Source organism: Rhodopseudomonas sp. BR0M22 (assembly GCF_010907035.1).
GTDB lineage: Bacteria > Pseudomonadota > Alphaproteobacteria > Rhizobiales > Xanthobacteraceae > Rhodopseudomonas.
The window spans coordinates 44,674-57,386 of sequence record NZ_QUMK01000033.1 but is presented as its reverse complement, the minus strand read 5'-3'; the positions used below and the strand labels follow the sequence as shown (position 1 = coordinate 57,386).

Here is a 12,713-nt window from a genome sequence, read left to right as displayed (position 1 = left end):
GATCAAGCTCCGTACCCTCGTCGCCGCCGCTGCGGCGCTGGCGTTCACCGCGCAGGCCGCGCCGGCACAGGACTGGAAGGCGAAATATCCCGAGCTGGTGTTCGGCAAGATCCCGGACGAGAACGCCTCGGGCACCACCACCCGCTGGACCCCGCTGACCGACTACCTCACCAAGCAGCTCGGCGTGCCGGTGAAGCTGCGCATCGCCAACGACTACGCCGCGGTGATCGAAGGCCAGCGCGCCGGCAACATCCACATCGGCATGTATGGGCCGGCGTCCTACGCCCGCGCCTATCTGGTCGGCGCCAAGGTCGAGCCGTTCGCCATCGAGGTCAACGGTGACGGCTCCAAGGGCTATCACTCGGTGCTGTATGTGAAGAAGGACTCGCCCTACCAGAAGATCGAGGACCTGAAGGGCAAGAACCTCTGCCTGGTCGATCCGAATTCGACCTCCGGCAACAACGTGCCGCGCTTCATGATGAACAAGATGTCGATCGATCCCGACAAGTTCTTCGCCAAGGTGATCTACGCCGGCAGCCACGAGAACGCGGTGATCGGCGTTGCCCAAGGCACCTGCGATGCGGCCTTCAATTGGTGGAACACCGAGGACGAATCCAACCTGCTGCGGATGGACCGCAAGGGCATGGTCAAGGCCGCGGACTTCCGCATCATCCTGAAGTCGGACCTGATCGTGAACTCGCCGATGGCCTACCTGTCGGACATGCCGGAAGACCTCAAGGCGGCGATCCGCAAGGCGGTGCTCGACCTCGCCACCAACGATCCGGAAACCTTCAACAAGATCTATGAAGGCAAGGCCAAGCCTTATGCGGCGACCAGCCACAAGGACTACGAGCCGGTGGTCGAGCTGATCAAGTTCGTCGACAGCCTGCGCAAGTCGAAATCCTGACGCATCCCAGCACATCATCGGACGTGGGAGCCCCACCGGTCGCCCACGTCGTCATGTCGGATACCCGCATGCAGGCAGCCGTCACCGAACTTCCCGAACCCCAGCTTCGTGCACTCGCCGATCATTACGATGCGGCGGTGGCCGAGAAGCGGCGGCGGCTGGCGCTCGGCGGCGCGATCCTGATCGCCGCGATCGCCGCGGCGGCCTGGATGGGCGAAGTCGATCTGGTCAAGCTGGCCGAGAATTTCTGGCGATTTCCGTCCTACTTCATCTCGATCGCGCCGAAGCTGGCGCTGGCGACGCTGTGGACCGACATCAACGAATGGTTCTGGGGCATCAAGCGCTGGACCGGTCTGCTGCTCGACACCATCCTGATCGCCTATGTGGGCACGCTGCTCGGCGCGCTTGCCGGCTTCGCGCTGTGCTTTCTCGCCTCGGCCAATCTGGTGCGTTCGCGCGCGCTGGTCTTCGTCACCCGCCGCTTCCTTGAATTCTGCCGCACCGTGCCGGAGATCGTGTTCGCGCTGCTGTTCGTGCTGGCGTTCGGACTCGGCCCGCTGCCGGGCGTGCTGGCGATCGCGATTCACACCGCCGGCGCGCTCGGCAAACTGTTCGCCGAAGTCGTCGAGAACATCGACGACAAGCCGCTCGAAGGCGTGGTGTCGTCCGGCGGTGACTGGTTCGAGATGGTGCGCTTCGCCGTGGTGCCGCAGGTGCTGTCGAACTTCGTCAGCTACGCACTACTGCGGTTCGAGATCAACGTCCGCGGCGCGGCCGTGATGGGCTTCGTCGGTGCCGGTGGCATCGGCCAGGACCTGATCGAAGCGGTGCGCAAGTTCTATTACAGCGATGTCAGCGCCATCCTGCTGCTGATCATCGTCACCGTGATGGCGATCGACTACTTCACCGAAGGCGTGCGCCGCCGCCTGATCGGTCAGGAGCGACGATGAGCACCGCCCGCCGCACCCTGAGCTTCGGCGACGAAGCCGGCATCGCCGCCCGCTTTCCCGAACACTTCCGTCCCAACTGGATCAACCGCGCCAAGCTGATCGGCGGTCTGACCTTGGCCGCGGCCATCTTCGTGTTCGGCCTGATCCGTCTTGAGATCCCGTTTGACAGGTTATTCAGCGGCATCGGCCGTCTGATCGAATTTCTCGGCCTGATGCTGCCGCCCGATCCGGGATCGTGGCAGCTCGCGCAAGTCTATCTGCACGCGATGGGCGAAACGCTGGCGATCGCGTTTCTCGGCACGCTCGGCGGCGCGCTGCTGGCATTCCCGGTGTCGTTCCTGGCGGCCCGCAACGTGCTGCGGATTCGCCCGCTGCAACTATTGACCCGGCGGCTGCTCGACATGGTGCGCGGCGTCGATACGTTGATCTGGGCGCTGATCTGGGTCGGCGTCGTCGGGCTCGGCCCGTTCGCCGGAATCCTCGCGGTGATGTGCTCGGACTTCGGCAATTTCGGCAAACTGTTCTCCGAAGCCTTCGAGGCCGCCGACAACAAGCCGATCGAAGGCGTCAAGGCCACCGGCGGCTCGCACGTCCACAGCGTGCGGTTCGGTCTGTTACCTCAGGTGGTGCCGATCCTCGCCAGCCAGTTACTCTACTTCTTCGAATCCAATACCCGCTCGGCGACCATCATCGGCATCGTCGGCGCCGGCGGCATCGGCCTGCAGCTCACCGAGCAGATCCGGGTGCTGGAATGGCAGAAGGTGTCGTTCCTGATCCTGATGATCCTGATCACCGTCGCGTCGATCGACTGGATTTCCAGCAAGCTGCGCTTCGCGATCATCGGCCGAAAGGCGGTCGCTTGATCGTCGGGGACCGGGCGGCGCGGTCGCCCGCCGGCTCTTTATGTCGCACTTATAAAACCGCGCCGATTGCCGTCTCGATCCTTTATTCTGATTGTCCGATCTTCTCCCCGCAGTCGGCGAGGCCCGAACGGCACGGAGGATCGAGCATGTACAGCCAGCGAGTGATCAATGGTCGGGGAGATTGCAGAGCTAACGTGAGGGCGCGGAAGGCGTGGCGGTCGAGCTTGCTGCTCGGCGCGCTGATGATCGTCAGCATCGCCATCAATGCCGCCATCGTGCTCGCCACCGGCAATGGCGGTTAGTCATCGCGGCCACGATGCCGGCTAGTCCGGCTCGATCACGAACTCGACCCGCTCTGCCGCAAAGCGGGCACGGGAAGTCAGCAGCGGGGTGCCGTCGGCGGCGACGTCGATGCTCTCCACCACCAACACCGGGCGCCCGGCAGGCAGATCGAGCCGCGCAGCATCGGCCGCATCCACGATCGAGGCGGTGATCCGGGTCGACAGCCGGCGATAATCGTTGACGCCGTAATGCGCCAGCACCTTGGTCATCGAGCGTTTCGCCGCGAACACCTTGGGCGCATCGGGAAATCGCACCGCCGACAGCCAGGTGGTGCCGCGGCTGATCGGCACGCCGTCCGCCGACCGCAGCGCTTCGATCCGGAACAGCGGCGCACCGATGTCGAGATCGAGCTGGCCGGCCAGCGCGCCGGTGGCCGGCTCGCGCTCCGCGGCGATCAGTTGACCGCGCGGCTCGCGCCCGCCCGCATTGATGATTTCGGAAAACCGCGTCCGGGTGCGCAGCGGATAGGCGATCCGCCGGCTGCGCACGAAAGTGCCGCTGCCACGCTCGGCGCGCACCAATCCACGCTCCGCCAGCGCTGCGAGCGCCCGCCGGACGGTGTGACGGTTCACCCCATAATTCTCGGCGATCTCGGTCTCCCCCGGCAGTTTGCCGCCGGGCAGATAGCGGCCGTCGGCGATCGCCAGCTCGATGCCGTCGGCGACCTGACGCCACAACGCGACGCCTGAAGTGAGTGCCTCGGCGGTCATGACAGGCACGCTTTTGTGATCATCGCCACGGAATTCGTCGTCATCGAGTTTTCACATTGTGCTTCTATCAAGTTGTCTATTAACATAGACAACTTGAGTTGGGCAATGGCGATGCACGCGGAGACACAAAACTCCCCCGAACAAGCCGCAACCGCGCGCCGGCGCGCCGCGATGGCGGTACTGGCCGCATCCGAGACTGCCGCGATCGGCGCGCGCCTCGACACGCTGGCTCCGCCGGCGTTCACGCTGCTGCGCGAACCCGAACAGGGACTGGTGATGCTGCGCGGCCGGATCGGCGGCGACGGCTCCGCCTTCAATGTCGGCGAGGCGACGGTGTCGCGCGCCGCGGTGCGGCTCGCCAGCGGCGAGGTCGGGTTCGGCTACACGCTGGGGCGAGACCGTACCAAGGCGAAGCTGATCGCGCTGTGCGACGCGCTGCTGCAATCGGCGGACTATTCGGCTGCGGTCGAGACCGAGGTGATCGCGCCGCTGCAGACTGAAGTCGAAGCCGCACGCGCCGAAAAGGCCGCCCGGACGGCTGCCACCAAAGTCGATTTCTACACGCTGGTGCGAGGCGAGGGCTGACCATGACCACCACCGAACTTGCCGCCGGCTTTGCCGACAAGGTGCTCGGCGCGCAATCGACCTTCCGCGCCGTGATGGAAGCGATGGCGCGGCCCGGCCGCATTCAACGCATCACCTTCGAGGCCGGCACACCGGCGCCGCTGATGCACGCCAGCGCCGCACTGGCGTTGACGCTGTTCGACCACGACACGCCGATCTGGCTCGACGCCGCGATCGCGGCGGACGGCACGGCCGCGCGCTGGCTGAAGTTTCACACCGGGGCGCCGCTGACCGACGATCCTTCTACTGCGGCGTTCGCGCTGATCGGTGACGGCTCGGCCCTTCTGCCGCTAGAGCGGTTCGCGCTCGGCACGCCCGAATATCCGGACCGTTCGACCACACTCATTATTCAAGTGCAGGCGCTGGGCTCCGGCGCCAGCTACCGGCTGCACGGTCCAGGCATCGACGGCGAGGCGCTGCTGCAGGCATCGCTGCAGCCGGCCGACCTGTTCGATCGCCTGAGTTTCAACGCCGCGCTGTTTCCGCGCGGCCTCGACGTGGTGCTGGTGAGCGGCGATCAGGTGGTGGCGATCCCGCGCACCACACGCCTCAGCCAAGGGAGCTGACCGATGTATGTCGCAGTCAAAGGCGGCGAACGCGCCATCGACAATGCCCACCGGCTGCTCGCCGATGCCCGCCGCGGCAACCGCGACGTGCCGGAGCTGACGCTCGACCAGATCTCCGAGCAGCTCGCGCTCGGCGTCGATCGGGTGATGAGCGAAGGCTCGCTCTACGACCGCGAGCTGGCGGCCCTGGCGATCAAGCAGGCGCGCGGCGATCTGATCGAAGCGATCTTCCTGGTGCGGGCGTTCCGCGCCACGCTCCCGCGGTTCGGCTCCTCCGAGCCGGTCGACACCGGCGCAATGGCGGTGCGGCGGCGTATTTCTTCGACCTTCAAGGACATTCCGGGCGGCCAGATCCTCGGCCCGACCTTCGACTACACCCACCGGCTGCTCGATCCGCAGCTCGCCGAAAGCGGCGATCCAGCCGAGCCGGCGACGGCGGAAGCCAGTGACGCACCGACGCCGCGGGTCACCGACATCCTGCGCCAGGACGGGCTGATCGAAGAATCGCCGGTTGCCGAGGATGACAGCGCGGTCGGCGACCTCACCCGCGAGCCGCTGAATTTTCCAGCCGGACGCGACCTGCGGCTGCAGAACCTCGCCCGCGCCGACGAGGGCTTTCTGCTGGCACTCGGCTATTCGACTCAACGCGGCTATGGCCGCAACCATCCGTTCGCCGGCGAAATCCGGTTCGGCGACGTCGAGGTGTTCTTCGAGGCTGAAGACGCCGGCTTCGCGGTGCCGCTCGGCAGCGTGGCGCTGACCGAGTGCCAGATGGTCAATCAGTTCAAAGGCTCGGCGACCGAAGCGCCGCGCTTCACCCGAGGCTACGGCCTCGCCTTCGGCCAGAGCGAGCGCAAGGCGATGTCGATGGCGCTGGTCGATCGCGCGCTGCGCGCGCAAGAACTCGGCGAGGACGTCAAGGCGCCGGCGCAGGACGAGGAGTTCGTGCTGTCGCATTCGGACAACGTCCAGGCGACCGGCTTCGTCGAGCATCTGAAGCTGCCGCACTATGTCGATTTCCAGTCCGAGCTCGGCCTGCTGCGCAAGCTGCGCGCCGAATTCAACCAGGACCAACCCGAGCTGCGCGAGGCCGCGGAATGACCGAAGCGACTTACAATTTCGCTTATCTCGACGAGCAGACCAAGCGGATGATCCGCCGGGCGATCCTGAAAGCAATCGCGATCCCCGGCTATCAGGTGCCGTTCGCCAGTCGCGAGATGCCGATGCCGTATGGCTGGGGCACCGGCGGCGTGCAGGTGACGGCGTCGATCCTCGGCCCGGACGATACGCTCAAGGTGATCGACCAGGGCAGCGACGACACCACCAACGCGATCTCGATCCGCAAGTTCTTCGCCAAGACCGCCGGTGTCGCCACCACCACGTCGACGCCGGACGCGAGCGTGATCCAGACCCGGCACCGCATTCCCGAGACGCCGCTGCACGAGGGCCAGGTGCTGGTGTATCAGGTGCCGATCCCCGAGCCGCTGCGCTATCTCGAACCGCGCGAGACCGAGACCCGGCGCATGCATGCGCTCGCCGAATACGGGCTGATGCACGTCAAGCTGTACGAGGACATCGCCAAGTTCGGCCACATCGCCACCGCCTATGCCTATCCGGTGAAGGTCGCCGGCCGCTACGTGATGGATCCGTCACCGACGCCGAAGTTCGACAATCCCAAGATGGACAACTGCCCGGCGCTGCAACTGTTCGGCGCCGGCCGCGAGAAGCGGATCTACGCGATCCCGCCCTACACCCAGGTGGTGTCGCTGGATTTCGAAGACCATCCGTTCACGCGCTATCGCCAGGACGGCTGCTGCGCGCTGTGCGGCGCCGACGATTCCTATCTCGACGAGATCGTCACCGATAACGCCGGCACCCGGATGTTCGTGTGCTCCGACACCGATTACTGCGAAGGCCGCCGCGCCGAGGGTCACACCGGCAGCGAAACCACACCGATGGAGAGCGCCCATGCTTGATCGCGTTTCGTCCGCCGCATTGGACACCTTCGTCGCTTCCGATCAGCCGCTGCTGATCGCCGACGGCCTGTCGAAGCGCTACGGCCGGATTGATGCGTGCCGCGGCGTGTCGTTCGAACTCTTCCCCGGCGAAGTGCTGGCGATCGTCGGCGAATCCGGCTCCGGCAAATCGACCCTGCTGCAGATGCTGTCGGGACAGATGACGCCGAGCGCCGGTCGCGTGTCGTATCGGATGCGCGACGGCGTGTTGCGCGATCTCGCCGAACTCGGCGAAGCAGAACGGCGCCTGCTGCTGCGCACCGATTGGGGCTTCGTGCATCAGGACCCGGCGCAGGGCCTGCGCATGGCGGTCTCGGCGGGCGCCAATGTCGGCGAACGGCTGATGGCGATCGGCTGGAACCACTACGGCAAGATTCGCAGCGTCGCCAGCGACTGGCTGGAGCGGGTCGAAATCGACACCGGCCGCATCGACGACGCGCCGCGCACCTATTCGGGCGGCATGCGGCAGCGGCTGCAGATCGCCCGCAACCTCGTCACCGATCCGCGCCTCGTCTTCATGGACGAGCCGACCGGTGGACTGGACGTCTCGGTGCAGGCGCGGCTGCTTGATCTGGTCCGCAGCCTGGTGGCCGAACTTGGGCTCGCCGCGATCGTCGTCACCCACGATCTGGCGGTGGCGCGGCTGCTGTCGCACCGCATTCTGGTGATGAAATCCGGCCGCGTCATCGAGACCGGGCTGACCGACCAGGTGCTCGACGATCCACGCGAACCCTATACGCAATTGCTCGTCTCCTCGATCCTTCCGGCGTGATGACCATGACCCAAACTCCCGCTCTCGTCGTCGATAACGCCCAGAAGAGTTTCGTCATGCATCTGCAGGGCGGCGTGACGCTGCCGGTGGTGCGCGGCGTCAGCTTCCAGGTTCAGCCCGGCGAATGCGTCGTGCTGTCCGGCCCCTCCGGCGCGGGCAAATCGTCGATCCTGAAAATGATCTTCGGCAATTATCGCTGCGACTCCGGCGCGATCCGTATCGCCCATGAGGGTGATACGCTCGACATCGCCACCGCGCAGCCGCGGCAGATCCTCGCCGCGCGGCGCGGCAGCATCGGCTATGTCAGCCAGTTTCTGCGCGCCGTCCCCCGCGTCGCGGCGCTCGACGTCGTGGCCGAACCGCTGATCGTGCAGGGCACCGCCCGCGAGGCGGCGCGCGAACAGGCTGGCGTGCTGCTGCGCCGGCTCAATATTCCGGAGCGGCTGTGGACGCTGCCGCCGGCGACGTTCTCGGGCGGCGAACAGCAGCGCGTCAACATCGCCCGCGGCTTCATCTCGCACACGCCGATCCTGCTGCTCGACGAGCCGACCGCATCGCTCGACGCCAAGAATCGCGCCGTGGTGGTCGAGCTGATCGCCGAGACAAAGGCGCAGGGCGCCGCGATCATCGCCATCGTGCACGACGACGAGATCCGTGAGATCATCGCGGACCGCATCGTCGACGTGACCTCGTTTGCCGCCGCCGCTTGACCAATGGAATGAACGAGACCATGAACAATTCGCAGGAGATGGTGCTGGGCAATGCCCGGCTGGTGCTGGCCGATCGGGTGATCGAACACGGCTGGGTCGCGATCGCCGACGGGGTGATTGCGGAAATCGGCGAAGGCGCCGCGCCCAACGGCGCCAAGGACATGCAAGGCGATCTGGTGATGCCGGGGCTGGTCGAGCTGCACACCGATCATCTCGAAGCGCACTACACGCCGCGCCCCAAGGTGCAGTGGAATCCGGTCGCCGCCGTGGTGTCCTACGACGGTCAGCTCGCAACCTGCGGCATCACCACGGTGCTCGACTCGCTCCGGGTGTGGCGCGAGGAAGGCGCCGAGGAGGTCGATGGCCAGGCGATCGTGCTGGCCGGCGCGATCTCGACGGCACGCGACGCGCAGCTGCTGCGCGCCGATCACTTCCTGCATCTGCGCTGCGAAATTCCGATGCCGAACGTGGTGGCCGAGGCCAAGGAGCTGATCGACCGTCCCGACATCCGGCTGATGTCGCTGATGGATCACACGCCGGGCCAGCGCCAGTTCCGCGACGAGGAAAAGCTGCGCGATTACTACCGCGGCAAGGGAGCCGGCATGACCGATGCCGAGCTCGACGTGATGTTCGCACGCCGGGTGTACTGCAAGGAGACCTACGCCGACGCCAATATGCGGGCGATCGTCGAGCTGGCGCATCGTTACGAGATTCCGCTGGCGAGCCACGACGACACCACGCCCGAGAACGTCGCCGACGCGATCCGCGACCGGGTCGCGGTCGCCGAATTCCCGACCACGCTGGAGGCGGCGCGCGAGCTGCACCAGGCCGGCATCGAAATCCTGATGGGCGCCCCCAACGTGGTGCGCGGCGGCTCGCACTCCGGCAACATCGCGGCGATCGACCTGGCGCACGAGGGACTGCTCGACATCCTGTCGTCGGACTACATCCCGTCGAGCCTGTTGATCGCGGCGCTGCAATTGCCGATGCGCGCGCCGGCGATCGATCTCGCCGCCGCGATCCGCACCGTCACCAAGGCACCGGCCGAAGCGGTCGGCCTCAACGATCGCGGCGAGGTCTCCACGGGCAAGCGCGCCGACCTGATCCGCGTCCATGTCGCACACGACGTGCCGGCGGTGCGCAGCGTCTGGCGCGAAGGACAGCGCGTGGCATGACGGATATCGCGGTGGCGGAGCAGACGACGAAACTGATCGGCCCGGGGCGGTTGGTGCTGGTGGTCGGCCCCTCCGGCGCCGGCAAGGACACGCTGATCAATGCCGCCCGCTCGCTCGGTGCCGACGACACGGCGATCGTATTTGCGCGCCGCACCGTCACCCGCGAAGCCTCTGCGGCCGAGGACAATCTGCAGGTCACGCCGGACGACTTCAGCCGCCTCGAAGCCGCCGGGGATTTCGCGCTGTCTTGGCGCGCCCACGGCCATGCCTACGGTCTGCCGCGCGGTCTCGACGACGACATCCGCGCCGGACGCACCGTGGTGGCCAACGTGTCGCGGATGGTGATCGACCCAGCGCGCAGCGCTTACGCCAATGTCGTCGTCGTGCTGATCACGGCGCCGGCCGAGGTGCTGGCCGCCCGGATCGCGGTGCGGGCCCGCGCCAGCGACGGCAGCATCACCGACCGCGTCGGGCGCAACGTTGCGGCGCATCCCGACGTCACCATCAGCAATGTCGGCGATCCGATCGCCCACGCCCAAGACTTGTTGGAGATTATCCGCCATGGACGCCCGCAGCCCTGACGACCGCCGCCCCGCCTTCCCTGCGCTCGACACGGTCGAGGCGCTGGAGGCGATCTACGGTGTGCCGAACGACGCCTCCACCGAAAAGGTGGCGCACTGGATCACGCCGCCCTATCGCACCCTGATCGAGAAATCGCCGTTCGCAGCGCTCGCCACCGTCGGACCCGAAGGACTCGACTGTTCGCCGCGCGGCGACGTCCCTGGCTTCATTCGTGTCTATGACGACACCACGCTGCTGATCCCGGATCGCCGCGGCAACAACCGGATCGATTCCTTGCGCAACGTGGTGCGCGATCCGCGCATCGCGCTGATGCTGCTGATCCCCGGCTCGACCAACGCGCTGCGCATCAACGGCCGCGGCTATGTCACGGCCGATGAGGCTTTGCGGATGTCTTTCGACGTCGAAGGCAAGGCGCCGCGCACCGTGATCGTGATGACGGTCGAGGAAATCTATTTCCAATGCGGCCGTGCGCTGATCCGCTCCGGCCTGTGGGACCCGAGCAAACAGGTCGCACAGGACACGCTGCCGACGCCCGGCGAAATCCTGGCTTCGATGACCGAAGGCCGCGTCGGCGGCGAAGCCTACGACCGCGCCTGGCCTGAACGCGCCAAGGCGTCGATGTGGTAGTGGCCGGAGCCGTTCAGGTTCCGACGGGTCGGGACATGCTGATGATTTAGTCGAATCCCGGCAACCGCCGGGCCTGTTCCCGCGTTAGCAGGGCTCAGGAGGATTCCGCCATGACGGATCACGACAACAGTCTGCAACCGGACGATTTTCCGATCGAAGTCGAGCGCTCGGCGCTGAAAACGACGGACGGAAAGACGATCGCCGAGGCGAAGACCAAGAAACTCGCCGCCGATATCGCCGACCGCCTCAACGAACAGGCGGATCGCGAGCAGCAGGATTGCTGGTCGGCTTAAGCGAATCCGGAATGCCCGATCGCATCGCACCGGTCGCTCACGCGAGGCGGATTGCCGCATCGCGTCGCGCAAAAGGTTGATAAGTCGCGACCCTCCCTTCGGCGCGGCAGCAATTTCAAACGATTCCAAAATTGCCCCCCTGGCATCGCGAGCGCGACGCGGTACAGCGGCAGCATGAGATTGATATTCGGACGACTGCACCGCTGGGCCGGGCTCCTCACCGCGGCGTTTCTGCTGTTCTCAGGCGTCACCGGCGCCGTGATCTCGTGGGACCACGAGATCGACGAGACCATCAACGCCAAGCTGTTCCACGCTGCCGCGACAGGGCCGGCGATACCGGCCATCGAGCTTGCCAAGCAGATCGAGCAGCGCGATCCGCGGGCTCGCGTGGTTTACTTCCCGATGGCCGAAGAGCCGGGCCACTCGCTGGCGTTCTTCGTGGTGCCGCGGATCGACCCGGCGACCAGCAAACGATACGCGCTCGAATATAATCAGGTGTTCGTCGACCCCGCCAACGGCGCTGAACTCGGCCGGCGCTATTGGGGCGCGGTGTGGCCGGTGACGCGCGAGACCTTCGTGTCGTTTCTCTACAAGCTGCACTACACCATGCACATCCCCGAATTCTGGGGCAGCGACCGCTGGGGGATGCGGCTGCTCGGCATCATCGCGATCATCTGGACGATCGATTGCTTCGTCGGCTTCTATCTGACGCTGCCGGCGCGTCGGCTGCTGCGGGCCGGACAGGCGCCGGCGGTGCGGCGCGAGCTCGGCAAGGGGTTCTGGGCACGATGGGCGCCGGCCTGGAAAATCAAGGCTTCGGGCAGCGCCTACCGGATCAATTTCGACATCCACCGCGCCTTCAGCCTGTGGACCTGGGCGGTGCTGTTCGTCGTCGCCTTCACGGCGTTCTCGCTGAACCTGTATTTCGAGGTGTTCTCGCCGTTGATGAAGACGGTGTCGAACTACACGCCGTCGCCGTTCGAGCAGCGCCCGTTCCGCAGCCTCGACGATCCGATCGAGCCGAAGATGAGCTTCGCCGACATCGCCGCACGCGCCACCGCCGACGGCAAGGCGCGCGGCTTCACCGAGCCGCTCGGCTCGCTGTTCTACGGCCCGGCGCACGGCGTCTATGTGGCAGGCTTCTTCAAGCCGGGCGACGAGCACGGCGCCGCCGGGGTCGGCCCGGCGCGGCTCTATTACGACAGCGAGGACGGCCGCTTCCTCGGCGAGCGGCTGCCTTGGACCGGAACCGCCGCGGACGTGTTCGTGCAGATGCAGCTCCCGCTGCATTCCGGCCGGATCCTCGGCCTGCCCGGTCGCATTCTGATCTCGGCGATGGGATTGGTGGTGGCGGCGCTGTCGGTCACCGGCGTGGTGATCTGGGCGCGCAAACGCCGCGCCCGGCTGGCGGCCAAGCGCAGCCGTCAGGCATCGGCCGGCGCCCGGCTGGCCCCGGCGGAGTAACGGCGCCACTGCGGCGCTCGTCATGCCCGCGCTTGTCGCGGGCATCCACGTCTCGAAGGCCGTGCAAGATCAAAGACGCAAAATGGCCCGAACGAGCTCGGCCATGACGCGTC

The 12,713-nt window shown here is 66.4% G+C and carries 15 protein-coding genes; 14 read left to right on the top strand and 1 reads right to left on the bottom strand.

The window, feature by feature from the left end; translation table 11 throughout:
• The first annotated feature begins 1 nt into the window (after position 1).
• The 3 genes from phnD to phnE (DY468_RS12790) all read left to right on the top strand — a co-directional run bounded on the left by phnD (position 2) and on the right by phnE (DY468_RS12790) (position 2,720).
• A complete protein-coding gene (phnD, locus tag DY468_RS12800) occupies positions 2-907 on the top strand; it encodes a phosphonate ABC transporter substrate-binding protein (RefSeq protein ID WP_164605186.1) in 906 nt (301 codons plus the stop codon).
• Positions 908-975: 68 nt separating this feature from the next.
• Positions 976-1,857, top strand: a complete 882-nt coding sequence (gene phnE, locus DY468_RS12795; protein WP_164605185.1) for a phosphonate ABC transporter, permease protein PhnE — start codon at positions 976-978, stop codon at positions 1,855-1,857.
• Positions 1,854-2,720: a phosphonate ABC transporter, permease protein PhnE gene (gene phnE / locus DY468_RS12790; RefSeq protein WP_164605184.1), complete on the top strand. Its 867-nt coding sequence runs from the start codon at positions 1,854-1,856 to the stop codon at positions 2,718-2,720. The genes phnE (DY468_RS12795) and phnE (DY468_RS12790) overlap by 4 nt, the downstream gene beginning before the upstream one ends.
• Before the next feature lie 323 nt (positions 2,721-3,043).
• Here phnE (DY468_RS12790) and phnF read toward each other — a convergent pair whose 3' ends face one another.
• The gene (gene phnF / locus DY468_RS12785; RefSeq protein ID WP_164605183.1) at positions 3,044-3,772 is read right to left on the bottom strand and encodes a phosphonate metabolism transcriptional regulator PhnF; all 729 of its coding nucleotides are present in this window, start codon (positions 3,770-3,772) and stop codon (positions 3,044-3,046) included.
• Positions 3,773-3,883: 111 nt separating this feature from the next.
• Here phnF and phnG point away from each other — a divergent pair, with 111 nt between their 5' ends.
• The 11 genes from phnG (at position 3,884) to DY468_RS12730 (ending at position 12,600) form a co-directional block, all read left to right on the top strand.
• The gene (gene phnG, locus DY468_RS12780) at positions 3,884-4,357 is read left to right on the top strand and encodes a phosphonate C-P lyase system protein PhnG (protein ID WP_164605190.1); all 474 of its coding nucleotides are present in this window, start codon (positions 3,884-3,886) and stop codon (positions 4,355-4,357) included.
• A gap of 2 nt (positions 4,358-4,359) precedes the next feature.
• Complete coding sequence (gene phnH / locus DY468_RS12775) at positions 4,360-4,962, top strand: phosphonate C-P lyase system protein PhnH (protein WP_164605182.1); 603 nt, start codon at positions 4,360-4,362, stop codon at positions 4,960-4,962.
• A gap of 3 nt (positions 4,963-4,965) precedes the next feature.
• Positions 4,966-6,063, top strand: a complete 1,098-nt coding sequence (locus DY468_RS12770; RefSeq protein ID WP_164605181.1) for a carbon-phosphorus lyase complex subunit — start codon at positions 4,966-4,968, stop codon at positions 6,061-6,063.
• Complete coding sequence (locus DY468_RS12765) at positions 6,060-6,938, top strand: alpha-D-ribose 1-methylphosphonate 5-phosphate C-P-lyase PhnJ (RefSeq protein WP_164605180.1); 879 nt, start codon at positions 6,060-6,062, stop codon at positions 6,936-6,938. Before DY468_RS12770 ends, DY468_RS12765 begins: the two co-directional genes overlap by 4 nt.
• Positions 6,931-7,749: a phosphonate C-P lyase system protein PhnK gene (phnK, locus tag DY468_RS12760; RefSeq protein WP_164605179.1), complete on the top strand. Its 819-nt coding sequence runs from the start codon at positions 6,931-6,933 to the stop codon at positions 7,747-7,749. Before DY468_RS12765 ends, phnK begins: the two co-directional genes overlap by 8 nt.
• Complete coding sequence (phnL, locus tag DY468_RS12755; protein WP_164605178.1) at positions 7,749-8,459, top strand: phosphonate C-P lyase system protein PhnL; 711 nt, start codon at positions 7,749-7,751, stop codon at positions 8,457-8,459. Before phnK ends, phnL begins: the two co-directional genes overlap by 1 nt.
• An 8-nt stretch (positions 8,460-8,467) precedes the next feature.
• Positions 8,468-9,634, top strand: coding sequence for an alpha-D-ribose 1-methylphosphonate 5-triphosphate diphosphatase (locus DY468_RS12750; RefSeq protein WP_502706223.1), 1,167 nt, complete (start codon positions 8,468-8,470; stop codon positions 9,632-9,634).
• Positions 9,631-10,215, top strand: coding sequence for a phosphonate metabolism protein/1,5-bisphosphokinase (PRPP-forming) PhnN (gene phnN / locus DY468_RS12745; RefSeq protein ID WP_164605176.1), 585 nt, complete (start codon positions 9,631-9,633; stop codon positions 10,213-10,215). The genes DY468_RS12750 and phnN overlap by 4 nt, the downstream gene beginning before the upstream one ends.
• Positions 10,196-10,843, top strand: coding sequence for a pyridoxamine 5'-phosphate oxidase family protein (locus DY468_RS12740; protein WP_164605175.1), 648 nt, complete (start codon positions 10,196-10,198; stop codon positions 10,841-10,843). The genes phnN and DY468_RS12740 overlap by 20 nt, the downstream gene beginning before the upstream one ends.
• Before the next feature lie 110 nt (positions 10,844-10,953).
• Positions 10,954-11,136 carry a hypothetical protein gene (locus DY468_RS12735; protein WP_164605174.1) on the top strand — a complete coding sequence of 61 codons (183 nt, stop codon included), beginning with the start codon at positions 10,954-10,956 and terminating at the stop codon, positions 11,134-11,136.
• Between the two features lie 174 nt (positions 11,137-11,310).
• Positions 11,311-12,600, top strand: coding sequence for a PepSY-associated TM helix domain-containing protein (locus DY468_RS12730; protein WP_164605173.1), 1,290 nt, complete (start codon positions 11,311-11,313; stop codon positions 12,598-12,600).
• Positions 12,601-12,713: the final 113 nt, after the last annotated feature.

What these genes read in the sequence shown, in the direction of transcription:
- phnE (WP_164605185.1), top strand. Translation starts at nt 976, where the DNA reads ATGCAGGCAGCCGTCACCGAACTTCCCGAACCCCAGCTTCGTGCACTC.
- phnE (WP_164605184.1), top strand. Translation starts at nt 1,854, where the DNA reads ATGAGCACCGCCCGCCGCACCCTGAGCTTCGGCGACGAAGCCGGCATC.
- phnF (WP_164605183.1), bottom strand. Translation starts at nt 3,772, where the DNA reads ATGACCGCCGAGGCACTCACTTCAGGCGTCGCGTTGTGGCGTCAGGTC.
- phnG (WP_164605190.1), top strand. Translation starts at nt 3,884, where the DNA reads ATGCACGCGGAGACACAAAACTCCCCCGAACAAGCCGCAACCGCGCGC.
- phnH (WP_164605182.1), top strand. Translation starts at nt 4,360, where the DNA reads ATGACCACCACCGAACTTGCCGCCGGCTTTGCCGACAAGGTGCTCGGC.
- DY468_RS12770 (WP_164605181.1), top strand. Translation starts at nt 4,966, where the DNA reads ATGTATGTCGCAGTCAAAGGCGGCGAACGCGCCATCGACAATGCCCAC.
- DY468_RS12765 (WP_164605180.1), top strand. Translation starts at nt 6,060, where the DNA reads ATGACCGAAGCGACTTACAATTTCGCTTATCTCGACGAGCAGACCAAG.
- phnK (WP_164605179.1), top strand. Translation starts at nt 6,931, where the DNA reads ATGCTTGATCGCGTTTCGTCCGCCGCATTGGACACCTTCGTCGCTTCC.
- phnL (WP_164605178.1), top strand. Translation starts at nt 7,749, where the DNA reads ATGACCATGACCCAAACTCCCGCTCTCGTCGTCGATAACGCCCAGAAG.
- DY468_RS12750 (WP_502706223.1), top strand. Translation starts at nt 8,468, where the DNA reads ATGAACGAGACCATGAACAATTCGCAGGAGATGGTGCTGGGCAATGCC.
- phnN (WP_164605176.1), top strand. Translation starts at nt 9,631, where the DNA reads ATGACGGATATCGCGGTGGCGGAGCAGACGACGAAACTGATCGGCCCG.
- DY468_RS12740 (WP_164605175.1), top strand. Translation starts at nt 10,196, where the DNA reads ATGGACGCCCGCAGCCCTGACGACCGCCGCCCCGCCTTCCCTGCGCTC.
- DY468_RS12735 (WP_164605174.1), top strand. Translation starts at nt 10,954, where the DNA reads ATGACGGATCACGACAACAGTCTGCAACCGGACGATTTTCCGATCGAA.
- DY468_RS12730 (WP_164605173.1), top strand. Translation starts at nt 11,311, where the DNA reads ATGAGATTGATATTCGGACGACTGCACCGCTGGGCCGGGCTCCTCACC.